16 protein-coding genes are annotated in these 15,461 nt (G+C 72.3%); 8 read left to right on the top strand and 8 right to left on the bottom strand.

The window, feature by feature from the left end; translation table 11 throughout:
* The first annotated feature begins 4 nt into the window (after positions 1-4).
* Positions 5-1,105, top strand: a complete 1,101-nt coding sequence (locus ACZ4TR_RS44775) for a serine/threonine-protein kinase (protein ID WP_465294656.1) — start codon at positions 5-7, stop codon at positions 1,103-1,105.
* On the opposite strand, the gene ACZ4TR_RS44770 is transcribed toward ACZ4TR_RS44775, so the two are convergent.
* The gene (locus ACZ4TR_RS44770; RefSeq protein WP_364529333.1) at positions 1,102-2,004 is read right to left on the bottom strand and encodes a LysR family transcriptional regulator; all 903 of its coding nucleotides are present in this window, start codon (positions 2,002-2,004) and stop codon (positions 1,102-1,104) included. The two genes, ACZ4TR_RS44775 and ACZ4TR_RS44770, sit on opposite strands and share 4 nt — an antisense overlap.
* Before the next feature lie 105 nt (positions 2,005-2,109).
* On the opposite strand from ACZ4TR_RS44770, the gene ACZ4TR_RS44765 reads away from it, so the two are divergent.
* Entirely contained in the window at positions 2,110-3,078 is a 969-nt protein-coding gene (locus tag ACZ4TR_RS44765) for a DMT family transporter (RefSeq protein WP_364529336.1), read from the top strand.
* 4 nt (positions 3,079-3,082) lie between these two features.
* Here the strand turns inward: ACZ4TR_RS44765 and ACZ4TR_RS44760 are convergent, their stop codons facing one another.
* The 3 genes from ACZ4TR_RS44760 to ACZ4TR_RS44750 are packed head-to-tail and all read right to left on the bottom strand — an operon-like array spanning position 3,083 to position 5,403.
* Complete coding sequence (locus ACZ4TR_RS44760) at positions 3,083-3,763, bottom strand: response regulator (RefSeq protein ID WP_284745472.1); 681 nt, start codon at positions 3,761-3,763, stop codon at positions 3,083-3,085.
* 7 nt (positions 3,764-3,770) lie between these two features.
* Entirely contained in the window at positions 3,771-5,072 is a 1,302-nt protein-coding gene (locus tag ACZ4TR_RS44755; protein WP_465294654.1) for an ATP-binding protein, read from the bottom strand.
* A gap of 46 nt (positions 5,073-5,118) precedes the next feature.
* Complete coding sequence (locus ACZ4TR_RS44750) at positions 5,119-5,403, bottom strand: restriction endonuclease (RefSeq protein ID WP_465294652.1); 285 nt, start codon at positions 5,401-5,403, stop codon at positions 5,119-5,121.
* Between the two features lie 41 nt (positions 5,404-5,444).
* Here ACZ4TR_RS44750 and ACZ4TR_RS44745 point away from each other — a divergent pair, with 41 nt between their 5' ends.
* Positions 5,445-6,734 carry a PspC domain-containing protein gene (locus ACZ4TR_RS44745; protein WP_465294650.1) on the top strand — a complete coding sequence of 430 codons (1,290 nt, stop codon included), beginning with the start codon at positions 5,445-5,447 and terminating at the stop codon, positions 6,732-6,734.
* On the top strand, positions 6,727-6,972 hold the full coding sequence (locus ACZ4TR_RS44740) for a hypothetical protein (protein ID WP_465294648.1): 246 nt from the start codon (positions 6,727-6,729) through the stop codon (positions 6,970-6,972). Before ACZ4TR_RS44745 ends, ACZ4TR_RS44740 begins: the two co-directional genes overlap by 8 nt.
* A gap of 68 nt (positions 6,973-7,040) precedes the next feature.
* On the opposite strand, the gene guaA is transcribed toward ACZ4TR_RS44740, so the two are convergent.
* Entirely contained in the window at positions 7,041-8,597 is a 1,557-nt protein-coding gene (guaA, locus tag ACZ4TR_RS44735; protein WP_465294646.1) for a glutamine-hydrolyzing GMP synthase, read from the bottom strand.
* 108 nt (positions 8,598-8,705) lie between these two features.
* Here guaA and ACZ4TR_RS44730 point away from each other — a divergent pair, with 108 nt between their 5' ends.
* On the top strand, positions 8,706-9,251 hold the full coding sequence (locus ACZ4TR_RS44730; protein WP_465294644.1) for a DinB family protein: 546 nt from the start codon (positions 8,706-8,708) through the stop codon (positions 9,249-9,251).
* Between the two features lie 84 nt (positions 9,252-9,335).
* Positions 9,336-9,809, top strand: coding sequence for a hypothetical protein (locus ACZ4TR_RS44725; RefSeq protein WP_465294642.1), 474 nt, complete (start codon positions 9,336-9,338; stop codon positions 9,807-9,809).
* Here ACZ4TR_RS44725 and ACZ4TR_RS44720 read toward each other — a convergent pair.
* The gene (locus ACZ4TR_RS44720; RefSeq protein ID WP_465294640.1) at positions 9,796-10,503 is read right to left on the bottom strand and encodes a rhomboid family intramembrane serine protease; all 708 of its coding nucleotides are present in this window, start codon (positions 10,501-10,503) and stop codon (positions 9,796-9,798) included. The genes ACZ4TR_RS44725 and ACZ4TR_RS44720 overlap by 14 nt on opposite strands.
* A gap of 75 nt (positions 10,504-10,578) precedes the next feature.
* Between ACZ4TR_RS44720 and ACZ4TR_RS44715 the strand changes: the two genes are divergently transcribed.
* The gene (locus ACZ4TR_RS44715; RefSeq protein ID WP_465294638.1) at positions 10,579-11,613 is read left to right on the top strand and encodes a zinc-dependent alcohol dehydrogenase family protein; all 1,035 of its coding nucleotides are present in this window, start codon (positions 10,579-10,581) and stop codon (positions 11,611-11,613) included.
* 55 nt (positions 11,614-11,668) lie between these two features.
* Positions 11,669-13,114, top strand: coding sequence for an aldehyde dehydrogenase family protein (locus ACZ4TR_RS44710; RefSeq protein WP_465294636.1), 1,446 nt, complete (start codon positions 11,669-11,671; stop codon positions 13,112-13,114).
* Here the strand turns inward: ACZ4TR_RS44710 and ACZ4TR_RS44705 are convergent.
* Complete coding sequence (locus tag ACZ4TR_RS44705; RefSeq protein ID WP_465294634.1) at positions 13,111-14,625, bottom strand: FAD-binding oxidoreductase; 1,515 nt, start codon at positions 14,623-14,625, stop codon at positions 13,111-13,113. The two genes, ACZ4TR_RS44710 and ACZ4TR_RS44705, sit on opposite strands and share 4 nt — an antisense overlap.
* Before the next feature lie 118 nt (positions 14,626-14,743).
* Positions 14,744-15,457, bottom strand: a complete 714-nt coding sequence (locus ACZ4TR_RS44700) for a maleylpyruvate isomerase N-terminal domain-containing protein (RefSeq protein WP_465294632.1) — start codon at positions 15,455-15,457, stop codon at positions 14,744-14,746.
* Between the last annotated feature and the right edge of the window lie 4 nt (positions 15,458-15,461).

Genomic DNA, 15,461 nt, shown 5'->3' with positions numbered 1-15,461 from the left:
AGATTTGAGTTCTGAAGGAACCATCGTCGGCGGCCGGTTCCGGCTGGACCAGCCGATCGGCCGCGGCCGCGCGGGCATCGTGTGGCTGGCGTTCGACACGCGGCTCTTCCGCACCGTCGCGATGAAGCGGATGTACCTGCCGGTCGGCGCCGGCGACCGCGCCGAGCAGGCGCGCGCGGGCGCGATGCAGGAGGGCAAGGACGCAGCCCGGATCGAGCACCCCAGCGCGATCAAGGTGTTCGACGTGCTGCCCGACGGCCAGGACGTCTGGCTGGTGATGGAGTACATCCCGTCGCGCAGCATGGCGACGTTCCTCGCGGAGCACGGCCGGCTCACCCCTGATCAGGCGGCGCAGCTGGGGATCCAGCTCGGCAACGCGCTGACCGCGATCCACGCGGCCGGGTTCGTGCACCGCACGCTCGAGCCGGGCACGGTGCTGCTGGCCGACGACGGCGGCGTGAAGCTCACCGACATCGGCATCAGCGGCGGCGGGCCCCACGCGGCGTACGTGGCGCCCGAGGTCGCGCGCGGGCTGCCGCCGACGCCGGCCGCGGACGTCTTCTCGCTGGGCGCGACGCTGTACACGTCCGTCGAGGGCGTGCCGCCGTTCGGGGAGGACGGGCAGTCGTCCGAGCGGCCGGCGCAGAACGCGGGCGTGCTGACCGCGGCGCTGCGCAAGATGCTCCGGTCCGATCCGACGACGCGGCCGACGATGGCGGACACGGTCCGGTCGCTGAGCGCGATCACCGAAGGCCGCGAGACGGCGTTCATCCCGCCGACCGCGCCCGGGATGCAGCCGCCCCCGCCTCCGCCGCCGCCCTTCAACCCGGGGCTGGCGCCCGCGGCGCCGCCGATGCCGCCCTCGGGACCGCAGTTCCAGCAGCAGCTCCCGGTCGCCGCGCCCGGCTTCTCGCCGGCGGAGGAGACGCAGCGGATGCAGCCGGTGGCGCCGCCGACGCAGTACGCGCCGCCGCCCGCGCCGGGACCGCAGCCACAGGCCCAGACGTGGAACCTGCCGGTGTCGAAGAAGACGCTGATCACCGTGGCCGCGATCCTCGCGGCGGTGCTGGTCGGCATCCTCGTCTCGGAGCTGTTCTTCGTCTAGGCGACCTTGGCGGTCGCCGCGCGCATGGCTTCGAGCAGCGTGCGGACGGCCGGGTGGCCCCACGCCCGGGAGGCGACCGCGGCGTGGATCGCGCGGAACGGCTCCGGGTTGCGGATCTTGCGGACGACGACGCCGGGGTGCTGCGCGCCGAGCCCGAGCTCCGGGATGAGGCCGACGCCGATGCCGGCGGCGACGAACCCCTGCGCCGTCTGGTAGTCCTCGGACTCGACCACGACGTTGGGCGCGAACCCGGCGGACGCGCAGGCGCTGTCCAGGATGTCGCGGCAGATGCCGGGCAGGCCGTCGACGCCGACCCACGGCTCCTCGGCGAAATCCGTCAGGTCGAGCACGCGCTTGCGGGCCAGCGGGTGGGTCTTCGGCAGCACCGCCCGGTACGGGTCGTCGAGCAGGTGGACGAGCTCGACGCCCTTGGCGGGCGGGGTGCGGCGCGGGAAGACGGTGATCGCGACGTCGGCGTTGCCCGCCTCGACGTCCATCATCGGGTCGTCCGGCTCGACCAGCTTGAGGTCCAGGCGGACGCCGGGGTGCTCGCGGCGGACCGCGGCGATGGCGGGCGGGACCAGGGACGCCCCGGCCGTCGCGAAGTAGCGGATGGTGACGCGGCCGATGCGGCCCTCCTTGAGCTCGGTCAACGCCGCTTCGGCCTTCGCGAGCTCGGTGCTCAGCGTCTCGGCGTGCTCGGACAGCAGGGCGCCCGCCGGCGTCGGCCGGACGCCGCGTCCGACGCGTTCGAGCAGTGCGGTGCCGGCTTCGCGTTCCAGCGCCGACAGCTGCTGGCTGATCGCGGACGGCGTGTAGCCGAGGTTGCGGGCCGCGGCGGTGATCGACCCGCTGGTGATCACGGCGCGGAGGACCTGCATGCGGCGGACGTCGAGCATGCCTCGATCGTACAGCTGGGCTTAACGGTTCCTGCAGTTAATTTCGCTTGTCCTTACGTCTTTCCCGTACGAAGCTGGCCCAAGATCGGAGAAGGAGGACCTGGGGTGGGCGAGACGAAGACCCTGCTGCGGATCGGCGCGCTGGCGTTGATGTGGGGCTCGAGCTTCTTCTGGATCAAGCTGGGGCTGGGGATGTTTTCGCCGGTGCAGCTGGTGCTGGCGCGGCTCGTGCTCGGCGCGGTGATGCTGCTGGTGCTGTGCCGGTTGCAGCGGGCGCGCCTGCCGCGCGACCGGCGGGTGTGGGGTCACCTGGCCGTCGCGGCGTTCTTCCACAACGCGCTGCCGTTCCTGCTGTTCGCGATCGGCGAGACGACCGTCGACTCGGGCATCACCGGGGTGCTGAACTCGACGACGCCGCTGTGGGTGCTGCTGGCGGCGCCGCTGATGGGGACGTCGTCCCGGATGACCGGCACGCGGCTGGCGGGGCTCCTGGTCGGGCTCGGCGGGATCTTGCTGATCTTCGCGCCGTGGCAGGCGTCGGGGCTGCTGAGCTGGGGCGCGCTGGCGTGCCTCGCGGCGGCGGCGAGCTACGGCTTCGCGTTCGTCTACGAGGGCAAGTACCTGTCGTCTTCGACGTCTTCGCCGTACGCGATCTCGGCCGGGCAGATGCTGCTGGCCAGCGGAATGCTGGTGCTGGTGCTGCCGGCGGGCGGATTCACGCCGGTGCACGTTTCTCTTGGTCCGCTCCTGGCGGTGTTGGTGCTGGGCATCGGCTCGACGGGCTTTGCGTTCGCGCTGAACTACCAGCTCCTGGCGAGCGAGGGCGCGGTCGCGGCGTCGGTGGTCGGCTACCTGCTGCCGGTGGTCTCGGTGCTGCTGGGCGCGGTGTTCCTGGGCGAGCAGCTGAACCTGCGGGTGATCGCGGGCATGGTGGTCGTCCTCGGCGGGGTCGCGCTGACCCGCCTCCCGAAACCGGAGCGAGTGGCCGCGGAAGTACCCGGTGACCAAGCGGATGGGCTTGGTGACGACACCGCCGGGAACGCGCCGCGGCCGCTCGCTCCTCTGGCGGACTGAAGTATCAGACGAGGCGGCGGTCGGAGGCCCAGCGGGAGAGCTCGTAGCGGTTCGAGAGCTGGGTCTTCCGCAGGACGCTCGACACATGCGTCTCGACGGTCTTCACCGAGATGAACAGCTCCGACGCGATCTCCTTGTACGCGTACCCGCGCGCCAGCAGGCGCAGGACGTCGCGCTCGCGGGGGGTCAGGAGGTCCAGCTCGGGGTCGTTGATCGGGGCCGAACCCGGGCGGTCGGCGAACGCGTCCAACACGAAGCCCGCCAGGCGCGGGGAGAACACCGCGTCGCCGTCCGAGACGCGGACCACCGCGCGGACCAGCTCCTTCGACGAGATCGTCTTCGTGACGTACCCGCGGGCGCCCGCGCGGATGACCGCGATGACGTCCTCCGCCGCGTCGGACACCGACAGCGCCAGGAACACCACGTCCGGCAGCTCCGGGCGCACGCGGCGCAGCACTTCGGCACCGCCGCCGTCGGGCATGTGGACGTCGAGCAGCACCACCTGGGGCTTCGTGCGGGCGATGCCCGCCACCGCCTCGGCCACCGAACCGGCCTCGCCGACGACGCGGACTTCGTCCGTGATCGAGTCGAGCTCGGTGCGGACCCCCGCGCGGAACAGCGCGTGGTCGTCGACCAGGAACACCTTCACCGGTTCACGCTGGCTGTCAGTCACGAGTTCGAGCATAGCCGCCTCACGCTGCCCCCTTGCCCGCTTTCACCGGCATGGCGAGCTGCACTTCGGTGCCCTCCCCCGGCGCGGTGCGGACCTTGCACGTGCCGCCGTGCCGGGTCATCCGGCCGCGGATCGAGTCGGCGAGCCCGTGGCGGTCGTCGGGGACCAGGTCCGGGTCGAAGCCCTTGCCGCGGTCGCGGACGAACACCGTCACCGCCGTCGGCTCGACCTCGGCGAAGACGCTGACCTCTTCGACGCCGGCGTGCTTCGCGGCGTTGACGATCGCTTCGCGCGCGGCCTGGACCAGCGCGACCAGCGAGTCGTCCAGCTCGGCGTCGCCGACGACGACCTGGCCGACGGAGATCGCGAACGTGTCCTCGACCTCGCCGCACGCCGTGGCGAGCGCTTCGGACAGCTGCCCGGTGGTCGGGGTTTCCTCGCCCATCTCGGCGGGCTTGCCGTAGCCGTTCGGGCCGTAGAGCCAGCCGCGCAGCTCGCGTTCCTGGCTGCGGGCGAGCCGCGCGACCTCGCGCGGCTGCTCGCTCTGCTTCTGGATCAGCGCGAGGGTCTGCAGGACGGAGTCGTGCAGGTGCGCGGCGATCTCGGCGCGTTCGTCGGTGCGGATGCGGGCCTTGCGCTCGTCGGAGAGGTCGCGGACCAACCGCAGCCAGAACGGGATGGTCAGCACGGCGACACCGATGAGCGTCGCGATGACGGCGATCAGGGCGAACTGGACCTGGTCGAGGCTGCCGCTGCGGAGCACGACGACGCCGATGCCGGTGATCACCAGCGCGACGCCGGCGACGATCCGGATCGCGGCCGACCAGCCGCCCCCGCCGAGGAAGGCACCCGCGAAGCCGTCCTTCGCGCCGACGCGCCAACGGCGGCGCTGCGACTCGTCGGCCTCGCGCCAGACGACGGCGAGACCGATCATCGCGACGGCGAGCGGCACGGCGACCCAGCCGCTGATGAACCCGGTGAGCGTCCCGCTGGCGACGGCGAGGCCGACGCCGAGCGCGATCAGGCCGAACGCCTGCTGGCGCTCCTTCGAAGTGGGTGCCTTGGCGGTTTCTTCGGTCTGCTGCTGGACGAAGACCCAGAGGAGCCCGTAGGCGAGCAGGCCGGCGCCGTTCAGGGCGGCGAGCAGCGCGAAGGCCGTCCGCACCCAGACGACGGGCACCCCGAGGTGATCGGCGAGCCCCCCGGCGACCCCGGCGATCGCCCGCCCGGACCGGCGCCGGAACATCTTGGGCTTCTCCGGGACGGCCACCTGGTCGGGGGCTACGTGGTCGAGGGCTTCCTGCACGAGGTCCATGGTCACACGTGGTCGTGCGCGGGTGCATCGGGGAAAATCCCGGACCGCCGGGTCAATGCCAGGGCGCCGGACCGGTCCGGCTCGCCCAGGCGGCGAGAGCGTGCACGTCGACCAGGCGGATGCCGTGGTGAGCGGCGTACTGCCGGGCTTGTTTCGTGAACGTCGAGGTGGTGACCACGGCGGCGACGCGGGCGCCGTGCACGGTGTAGCAGGTGCCGCCGAACCGCTGCAGGTCCGGCCCGCCGACCTTGTGCGTTCCGCTGAACCAAGGTCGTGGCCGGAACTCGCTCGTTACACCTGGCCCCGGAGTCCCCCTCCGGGAAACCTCAGGGACCATCCCGGATGTCCGCCCGCCGCCCGTGGCGCATGCTCTTCGGTATGAGTGGTGCGAGTGAGACACGGGCACCGAAGCCGAGTCCGTTGAACGGCTTCGAGGAGACCGTGAAGGACTTCTGGGTGAGCCGGCCGAGGCGGCCGCACGCCGGGCGGAAGGTGGCCGGGGTGGCCGCCGCCATCGGGTACCGGTACGGGATCGATCCCGTCGTCGTGCGGATCGCCCTGGTGGTCGCGACGATCTTCGGCGGCTTCGGCGTTCCCTTCTACCTGCTGGGGTGGCTCTTCCTGCCCGGCGAAAGCGACGAGGTCTCCGGCTTCGAAGCCCTGATCGGGCGCGGCCGGTCGTCGGTGTCGCCGGCCTTCGCCGTCGTGCTCGGCGTGCTCACCGTCGTCAGTGTCGGGGGCAGCTTCAGCGGTGCGTGGTTCGACGGCGGCGCTCTCATCAGCTTCGCGCTCATCACCATCGCGCTCTACCTGCTGCACCGCAACCGCGGCCAGGAGAACCGGCCCGCTCCGGTCGTCCCGCGGACACAAGCCTTCACCGGGAACGGAGCCTTCACCATGACCGACACCGCGACCGCGGCCGCCGAAGCGGAGGCGAAGCCGGGGTGGGACCCGCTCGCCGCCGACCCGGCCGGCTGGGACCTGCCCGACCCGCCGTCGACGCAGCCGCCGCCTCCGCCCGCGCCGCGGGCCTACCAGCGGCCCGAACGGCGCCGCAACTCCAAGGTCGGCTCGGTGACCTTCGCGCTCGCCGTGCTGACCGCCGGCGGTGGCGTGCTGGCGAACCTCAACGGCGCGAGCTGGTTCTCCGCGCAGCACGTCATCGGCCTGGTGCTCGGCGTGGTCGGGATCGGCCTGGTCACCGGCGCGTTCGCCCGCGGCGGGCGCGGCCTGATCGGGCTCGCCGTCCCGCTCGCGATCGCCGGAATGGTGCTGACGACCGTGCCGTTCGAGAACTTCGACTTCCGCGGCGGCGCGGGCGACCTCAGCCTGACCCCGCATTCCATGGCCGACGTGAAGCCGCTCTACCAGCACGCGGCGGGCGACCTCGACGTCGACCTTACCGAGCTGCCGGCCGGCTCCCCCGCGATCACCACCAACGTGGTCAACGGCGCGGGCGACACCACCGTCATCGTGCCGGACACGGCGGACGTCACCTACGACTGCCACACCGGCGCCGGCTCGACGGAGTGCTTCGACCGCTCCACCGACGGCATCAGCCAGGACGCGCTGACCGGCATCGACTACGGCAAGGACGGCCCCGGCGGCCAGCAGATCATCCTGCACGTGAAGAACAGCGTGGGCAACGTGGAGGTGCGCCGTGGCTGACCAGAACCCTTACGCCTACGACAACCCGGCGGAAACCCAGCCGCCCGCGAAACGCGGCGGGCTGGACGTCTTCACCCTGATCGTCGGGATCGCGACGCTGCTCGTGTCCGCCTACGTCCTTTCGGACGGCGCGAGCTGGCTGCCGCAGTTCGACTTCCGCTGGGTGATCGCCGGTGGCGCGGTGTTCGTGGGGCTCATGCTCCTCGGCGCTTCGTTCGGCAGCAAACGCCGCCGCTAGAGCCGAAACCGCCACTCACTCTCGAGGCCCTGGATCCCACGCCAGGGCCTCGAGTCCTGTCTAGGGGCTTACTCCCACTCGATGGTGCCCGGCGGCTTGGACGTCACGTCCAGGACCACCCGGTTGACCTCCGCCACCTCGTTGGTGATGCGGGTCGAGATGCGCTCCAGGACTTCGTAGGGCAGCCGGGTCCAGTCCGCGGTCATCGCGTCCTCGGACGACACCGGCCGCAGGACGATCGGGTGCCCGTAGGTCCGGCCGTCGCCCTGGACGCCGACGCTGCGGACGTCGGCGAGGAGCACCACCGGGCACTGCCAGATGCTGCGGTCCAGCCCGGCCGCCGTCAGCTCCTCACGCGCGATCAGGTCGGCCGTCCTGAGGATGTCGAGACGGTGTTGATCGACCGCGCCGATGATGCGGATGCCCAGGCCGGGGCCGGGGAACGGCTGGCGCTGGACGATCGTCTCGGGCAGGCCCAGCTCCAGGCCGACGCGGCGGACCTCGTCCTTGAACAGCAGCCGCAGCGGCTCGACCAGCTCGAACTGCAGGTCGTCCGGCAGGCCGCCGACGTTGTGGTGGCTCTTGATGTTGGCCGTGCCCTCGCCGCCGCCGGACTCGACGACGTCCGGGTAGAGCGTGCCCTGGACCAGGAACTTGTAGTCGCCCTGGGCCTTCAGGTCGCGCTCGGCCTGCTCGAAGACGCGAATGAACTCGCGGCCGATGATCTTGCGCTTCTGCTCCGGGTCGGTGACGCCGGCGAGCGCGTCGAGGAAGCGTTCCCGCGCGTCGATGGTGACGAGGTTGACCCCGGTGGCGGAGACGAAGTCCTGCTCCACCTGGGTGCGCTCGCCCGCGCGCAGCAGGCCGTGGTCGACGAACACGCAGGTCAGCCGGTCACCGATGGCGCGCTGCACGAGCGCCGCCGCAACGGCGGAGTCGACGCCGCCGGACAGGCCGCAGATCGCGCGGCCGTCGCCGATCTGGTCGCTGATCCGCTTGACCTGGTCTTCGACGATCGACGACGTCGTCCACTGCGGCTCGATCCCGGCGATGTCGCGCAGGAACCGGCGCAGCACCTCCTGGCCGTGCGGCGAGTGCGCGACTTCCGGATGGTACTGGACGCCGGCGAAGCGGCGCGCGACGTCTTCGAAGCCGGCGACCTCGGCGCCGTCGGAGGACGCCGTGACGACCGAGCCCTCCGGGGCCTTGGTGACGCTGTCGTTGTGGCTCATCCACGCGGGCTGGTGCGCGGGCAGGCCGGCGTGCAGGACCCCGCCGTCCCCGGTCACGCGGACCTCGGTGCGGCCGAACTCGCGGACGCCGGTCGGCTCGACGACCCCGCCGAGCGCGCTGGCCAGCAACTGGTGGCCGTAGCAGATGCCGAACATCGGGACGCCGGCTTCGGTGAGCTTCGGGTCCATGCCCGGGGCGCCTTCGGCGTACACGCTCGAGGGGCCGCCGGAAAGGATGATGGCCGCGGGGTTCTTCGCGAGGATCTCTTCGGTGGACGCGCTGTGCGGCACGACCTCCGAGTAGATCTGCGCCTCGCGGACGCGCCGGGCGATCAGCTGCGCGTACTGCGCCCCGAAGTCCACGACGAGAACCGGACCGGTGGGGTTGGGCACCTGAGGACCTCCTGGCAGCGGCGGGTTTCCCCTCCATCGTCCCAGGTGGGCTGGGTCACCCGGGATTCAGGGCCGCCGCTGTCCTCGATCGGGCCTACGGTGCCCGCTATGGCTGTGAACTGGACGAAGGAACTGACCGACCAGCTCGACTTCCACTGGAACGTCCTGGTGCGCCCGAAGCTCGAAGGGCTCACCGACGACGAGTACTTCTGGGAGCCGGTGAAGGGGTGCTGGACCGTGCGGGCGCGCGAGTCCGACGACGAACCCGGCACGGGTCCGTTCACGATCGACTTCGCCTTCCCGGAGCCCACGCCGCCGCCGGTCACGACGATCGCGTGGCGGCTCGGCCACATCCTCGTCGGCGTCCTGGGGATGCGGATCGCGTCGCACTTCGGCGGCCCCGCCATGACCTACGACGACTACCCGTACCCGGGCACCGCGGCCGAGGCGATCGCGCTGCTGGACGAGTACTACGCCCGGTGGCTCGAAGGGGTGAAATCCCTGGACGACGACGCGCTCGCGCGGCCGTGCGGCCCGGCGGAGGGCCCGTATGCCGAGTACCCGATGGCCACGCTGGTGCTGCACATCCACCGCGAGATGATCCACCACTGCGCCGAAGTCCTGCTGCTGCGCGATCTCCACCGCGGCCGGTGATCTGTAACGCCGAGTCACCATCGGCCCGATTCACCGGGTATCGAGGGCGGCTCCGGCCGGAGCCGCCGCGCCGAGGGGACGCGCATGCTCTACCGACTCCGCCCGCCCGACCGTCTGACTTGGTGTGACGTGCCCGGGTACGCGGTCTGCCGCGCCGACGACCAGCCCCAACCCGACTGGGAACGGCTGTCGTGGGTGCCCGCCGAAACGCGCGCGTTCAGCAACGACCTCTTGCGGATCGCCGTCCGGTGCGGCGTGCGCTCGGGAGGCGGGATCGTCCTCGACGCCCGGCACACCCAGGACCTGGGCCGCGCCGATGAGCTGCGGTGCGAACGGATCGCCGCCGCCCAGGCCCGGGCGGAGCTGCGCAGCGGCGCGGGCGGGCCGCTGGTGGGGGTGCGCGGCCCGGACACCCGGTGGGAAGACCTGGAGTGGGAGCGCACCGAGGAAGCGGCCCGAAAGGCCGAAGCGGATCTCGCCGAGATCCTCGCCGTGCCGGTGCAGGCGCACCTCGTCGACCACTGGCACCGGCTCGGCGGCCACCTCACCCGCCCTTGACGCCACTTTCGCCGGGAAAGTGATCCGGAGGTGGTGGCACCGGATCACTTTCGGCGGGAAAGTGATGCGGTGTTACGACCTCCGGATCTGGGGCAAGAGTGGGTGATGGGCGCCGCGGCAGCAGCAGGAAGCCCCGTGCCATCCCCAGCAGGCACGGGAGACCGTGGTTGTCGTGGACGACCGTGTCGGCCACGGCCAGCACCGGCACCGCGAACGCCATGACCCGGAACTGCATCGGCACCACCACGCCGTAGCGGCGGGACGCCACCACGACCACGACCGCCAGCGCGCCGATGAGGCCGGTCACGCACATCGAGTTGCCCGCGCCGACCGGGTTGAGCCAGACGTAGCTCATGAACTGCCCGAACAGGCCGCAGCCGAAGTAGAGGACCAGCCAGCGACCGCGGCCGAACACGCGCTCGGCGAGCGTGCCGAACACGGCCAGCCAGAGCAGGTTCGAGACCAGCGCGAACGCCCAGCCGTCCTGGAAGAACATCCCGGTGACCAGGCGGTACCACTCGCCGTCGTCGATGCGTGCCGCGTCGCGGACCACCGCGTCGTACAGCGGGGGGTGCGCGAGCTGCGCGATCCCGCACGCCAGCGTCACCAGGAACACCGCGGCGGTGAGGTACGGGCGGCGGGCCCCGGTGGCCAGTGCCCCGAACGGGGTGCGGGATGCGCTGCGCGTGGTCATGGCCGAAAATCTAGGTGCGACAGCGCCACCACACCCCCGACGTTTGTCACGAACCTCCACGGGAAAGGCCCCGGCATGCGAGCGACAGTCATCTACGGCGCCGGCGACGTCCGGGTCGAGACCGTTCCCGACCCGAAGCTGGTGGAGCCGACCGACGTCGTCCTGCGGGTCGTCCGGTCCTGCATCTGCGGCAGCGACCTCTGGCCGTACGCCGGCATGAAGCCGAGCGAGCACGGCCGCCGGATCGGCCACGAGTTCCTCGGGATCGTCGAGGAGACCGGCGCCGACGTCCGAAGCGTCAAGAAGGGCGACCTCGCCGTCGCGCCGTTCGTCTGGTCCGACAACACCTGCGAGTTCTGCCGCGAAGGCCTGCAGACATCGTGCCTGCACGGCGGCGGCTGGGGCGCCAAGGGCGTCGACGGCGGCCAAGGCGAGGCCGTGCGCGTCCCGCAGGCCGACGGCACGCTCGTCAAGCTCCCGCACACCGAGGACGACGACCTGCTCGCCTCGATGCTGACCCTGTCCGACGTCTTCTCCACCGGCCACCACGCCGCGGTGACGGCGCGGGTGAGCGAGGGCCGGAACGTCACCGTCATCGGCGACGGCGCCGTCGGGCTCTCCGCCGTCCTCGCGGCGAAACGCCTCGGCGCCGGCCGGATCGTCCTCATGGGCCGCCACCGGGCGCGAACCGACCTCGGCCGCGAGTTCGGCGCGACCGACGTCGTCGCCGAGCGCGGCGAGGAAGGCATCGAAAAGGTGCGCGAGCTGACGAACGGCCAGGGCACGCACGCCGTGCTCGAATGCGTCGGCACCAAGGGCGCCTTCGAAATGGGCGTCGGGGTCGTGCGGGCGGGCGGCGCGGTCAGCCGGGTCGGCCTGCCGCAGTACGAGGACGGGCCGATCGGCGTGGGCGTGTTCCGCCGCAACGTCACCGTCACCGGCGGGGTCGCCCCGGCGCGGCACTACATCCCCGAACTGCTGCCGGACGTCCTGGACGGCAAGTACCAGCCGGGTCGCGTGTTCGACCGCACGATCGACGTCGAAGGCGTGCCGGACGGCTACCGCGCCATGGCCGACCGCGAGGCGCTCAAGGTGCTCATCAAGCCGTGACCCGTCCGGGTGGGGGTCCCACGCCGGACTCCTCACCCGGATTACGTTGGTACGCATGGACATGATCACCCCCGAGCCGCGCCCCGCCTGGATCGCCGGCCGCCCGGAGCCGGGCGCCACCACTCTCGTCGTGCACCACCCGTACGACGGCAGCGAGGTCGCCACGGTCGCCGTGCCCGGGCCGGACCAGGTCGAGCGCGCGGTCGCCGCCGCGGTGTCGGTCGCGAAGGAGCTGCGCAGCATCCCCGCGCACGTCCGCGCCGGCGCGCTCGAGCACGTGTCCCGGGTGCTCGCCGCCCGCGCCGAAGAGATCGCCGAAGTGATCACGGCCGAGAACGGCAAGCCGCTCAAGTGGGCCGAGGCCGAGGTCAAGCGGGCGGTGTCGGTGTTCCGCATCGCCGCCGAGGAGGCCCGCCGGTTCACCGGCGACGTCCAGCGCCTCGACACCGACCCGGCCGGCGAGGCGCGGCTGGCGCTGACCCGCCGCGTGCCGCGCGGGCCGGTGCTCGGCATCGCGCCGTTCAACTTCCCGCTGAACCTGGTGGCGCACAAGGTGGCGCCGTCGCTGGCGATCGGCGCGCCGATCATCGTCAAGCCGGCGCCGCGCACCCCGCTCTCGGCGTTGGTCCTCGGCGAGATCCTGGCCGAGACGGACCTTCCCGAGGGGTCGTTTTCCGTGCTGCCGTTGGGAAACGACGAGACGAAGGCGCTCGTCGCCGACCCGCGGCTGCCCGTCGTGTCGTTCACCGGCTCGGGGCCGGTCGGCTGGTCGCTCAAGGACGCCGCGCCGCGCAAGCACGTCGTGCTGGAGCTCGGCGGCAACGCGGCGGCCGTCGTGCTGCGCGACTGGCCGGACCCCGAAGGCGCCGCGCACCGCATCGCCACCTTCGGCAACTACCAGGCCGGGCAGTCCTGCATCGCCGTGCAGCGGGTGATCGTGGACGCGGCCGTCGCGGAGGAGTTCGTGCCCGCGCTGGTGGAGGCCGTCGAGTCGCAGCGGACGGGCGACCCGTACGACCGCGCCACCGACGTCGGCCCGGTGGTCGACGAAGCCGCCGCCGAGCGGATCGTGGCGTGGGTCGAGGACGCTGTCGCCGCGGGCGCGAAGCTGCTCACCGGTGGCACCCGCGACGGCGCGACCGTGGCTCCGACCCTGCTCACCGACGTCCCGCCGGACGCCAAGGCGTGGGCCGAGGAGATCTTCGGCCCGGTGCTCGCGGTGTCCGTTGTGGACGGTGTGGACGAGGCCTTCCGGTCGGTCAACGCCTCCGCGTACGGCCTGCAGGCCGGCGTCTTCACCACCGACGTCCAGCTGGCGTTCCACGCGTCGGCGGAGCTCGAGGTCGGCGGCGTGATCATCGGCGACGTCCCGTCCTACCGCGCCGACCAGATGCCCTACGGCGGCGTCAAGGGCTCCGGCGTCGGGCGTGAAGGCGTCCTCGCGGCCATGCACGACCTGACGGAGGAGCGCGTCACGGTCTTCACCGGCATCGACCTTTAAGCGACGACGCTTTGCCCGAACCGGAAGACGTTGTAGGGGTCGTACTTCTTCGAGACGTCCTCGAGCCGTCTCGCGTTGTCGCCGTAGTAGGCGGCCTTCCAGTCGGGCAGGGCGGGGTCGATGTAGTTGACGTACCCGCCGCCCGCGCCGGCCGCCGCGAGACCCGCGACGACGTCGCCGACCGACTGCGCGACCTTCGCCCGGTTCTTCGTCGTCGCGGGCGCGTAGATCTGCACGCTGGCCAGCGCGTCGCGGTGCCAGAACGCCGTCGCGTCCTTCGCCGGCTCGCCGACCTTCCCGCCGAGGCCGTCGATGAGCAGGTCCATGCCCGTCCGGCCGTCGGCGAGGGCGACGATCTTCGCCGGATCGACCGGGCTGGTGATGATCCGCGACGACGCGACGAACGCCTGCCGGGCCGAGCTGCCGGAGAAGTAGTTCATGGCGCCCAGGTAGTCGAGGCTCTTCACGGTGCGCTGGGTCGGCCGCGCGCCGGCGTTCGTGACCAGGTTGTTCAGCAGCGTGTTCAACCCCGGCGGGTTGCCGACGTAGCAGCCGCCGACCCGGCACTGGACCGGCGAGCCACCGGAGAGCACGATGTTCGCCCACAGCTCCGGCGGCGTCGCGGCGATCCACTGCTGCCACACGCCGAGCACGTCGGCCGCTGAACCGGCCGGGAAGTGCAGCGAGAACACCGTCAGGTTCGGCGCCGGATCGGTGTCGAAGGTGAACTCGGTGACGATGCCGAAGTTGCCGCCGCCCCCGCCGCGCAGCGCCCAGAACAGGTCCGGCTCGGAGCTCGCGGACGCCGTCACCAGCCTGCCGTCGGCCGTGACGACCTGCGCGGAGCTCAGGTGGTCGCAGGTCAGGCCGTACTTGCGGGAGAGCACGCCGATGCCGCCGCCGAGGGTCAGCCCGGCGATCCCGACCGTCGGGCAGGAGCCGGCGGGCAGCGCGCGGCCGGCCTGCGCCAGTCCGGCGTAGACGTCCTTCAGCTTCGCGCCGGCGCCGATGACGGCCTGGGTGCCCCGGATCTCCACTTTGTTCAGCGCGGCCACGTCGATGACGAGCCCGCTCTCGGGGACCGAGTAGCCGGCGTAGCAGTGGCCGCCGCTGCGCGCGGCGAGCGTCACGCGCCCGGCGGCGGCCCGGACGCAGTCCTGCACGTCCTCGGCGTTCCTCGCGCTCGCCACGGCGATCGGGTTGTTGCCGTCGAAGAGCGGGTTGAAGGCGCGCTTGGCGGTGCCGTAGCCGTCGCCGCCCGGGCGCACCAGGCCACCGGCCAGCTTGGTGCGCAGCTCGTCCCAGTTCGGCGGGCCGGTGGGCAGCTGCGTGGCGGGCGGCCCGGACGTCGTCACCGGCGGCGCGCTCGTCGAAGCGGCGGGAGCCGAGGGGGTGCCCGGCCCGCACGCGGCGGCGAGGGCACCGGCCGCCGACACGCCGGCGACCCGCAGGAACGCCCTCCTGTCCAGGTGCTCGGAGACGTCCGGCCGTCCGCCGGGTCGCCCGGTCACCGGGCCGGCCTGCTCACGCTGTCCACATCGGACTCCTCGCTGCCGGGGATGCCCAGCTTAGGGGCGGATCCCGGTCTCCGCGCCCCTGATCGGTACACGGAGGACGCTCGCGGTCAGTTCACGACCAGGCCGGGATCCGCGGCACGTCGCCGTCGAGCTCTTCGCCGCCGGAACGCCCGCTCAGCCAGGCCAGGAGCTGCCCGCTCGTGCCGGTGACGGTCGCGCCGGGGGCGGCGCCCATCGTCCACTCCCCGGTGCCCTCGGCGACCAGGCGAAGCGCGGGCAGGTGCGCGCTCCGGGAGGTGATCGCGTGCTGGACGACCTCCCCGGCGAGCGGGCCGAGCAGGCCCAGGGCGCGGTCGAGGTCGTAACCCCGGTCGAGGTCGGCGAGGTGGATGGTCAGCTCGGACACCCGCATCCGCGCGACGACGGCCCCGCTGACGGGCGCGCCCTGCCGGTTGCGGGCCTCCCGCGCCCAGGCGTCGTCCGGCATCCGGGCGGCGTACTGCTCGAAGCGCGCGGCCGAAGCGACGAAGTCGGCGAGGATGTCGGCGGCCCCGCGCCGGGCCCCGGCTTCGATGTCCGCTTCGCGAGCCTCGGGGCTGGCGTACATCGGCGTCTCGACGCCGGTGTTCGCCCAGGTGAGGAGATTCTTGAGGCCGTCGGCGTTGCGCGCGACGTGCGCGAGGACGTGGGCGCGCGACCACCCGGGCAACGCGCTGGGCGCGCGCAGTTCGGGCTCGCCGAGGCCCCCGATGGCCCGCGCCCATTCGTCATCGAGCTTCCGTACCCCGTCGAGCAGCGCGTGCGCCTTTTCGGATGCCGTCGTCACGGCC

The organism is Amycolatopsis sp. NPDC028719, from assembly GCF_055565395.1.
The sequence above is the reverse complement of the archived record's forward strand: the minus strand, read 5'-3'. Positions and strand labels throughout refer to the sequence as shown.

Excerpts from the sequence above, each read along its gene's own strand:
- ACZ4TR_RS44770 (WP_364529333.1), bottom strand. The coding sequence starts at position 2,004 with ATGCTCGACGTCCGCCGCATGCAGGTCCTCCGCGCCGTGATCACCAGC.
- ACZ4TR_RS44760 (WP_284745472.1), bottom strand. The coding sequence starts at position 3,763 with ATGCTCGAACTCGTGACTGACAGCCAGCGTGAACCGGTGAAGGTGTTC.
- ACZ4TR_RS44750 (WP_465294652.1), bottom strand. The coding sequence starts at position 5,403 with ATGGTCCCTGAGGTTTCCCGGAGGGGGACTCCGGGGCCAGGTGTAACG.
- ACZ4TR_RS44745 (WP_465294650.1), top strand. The coding sequence starts at position 5,445 with ATGAGTGGTGCGAGTGAGACACGGGCACCGAAGCCGAGTCCGTTGAAC.
- ACZ4TR_RS44730 (WP_465294644.1), top strand. The coding sequence starts at position 8,706 with ATGGCTGTGAACTGGACGAAGGAACTGACCGACCAGCTCGACTTCCAC.
- ACZ4TR_RS44725 (WP_465294642.1), top strand. The coding sequence starts at position 9,336 with ATGCTCTACCGACTCCGCCCGCCCGACCGTCTGACTTGGTGTGACGTG.
- ACZ4TR_RS44720 (WP_465294640.1), bottom strand. The coding sequence starts at position 10,503 with ATGACCACGCGCAGCGCATCCCGCACCCCGTTCGGGGCACTGGCCACC.
- ACZ4TR_RS44715 (WP_465294638.1), top strand. The coding sequence starts at position 10,579 with ATGCGAGCGACAGTCATCTACGGCGCCGGCGACGTCCGGGTCGAGACC.
- ACZ4TR_RS44710 (WP_465294636.1), top strand. The coding sequence starts at position 11,669 with ATGGACATGATCACCCCCGAGCCGCGCCCCGCCTGGATCGCCGGCCGC.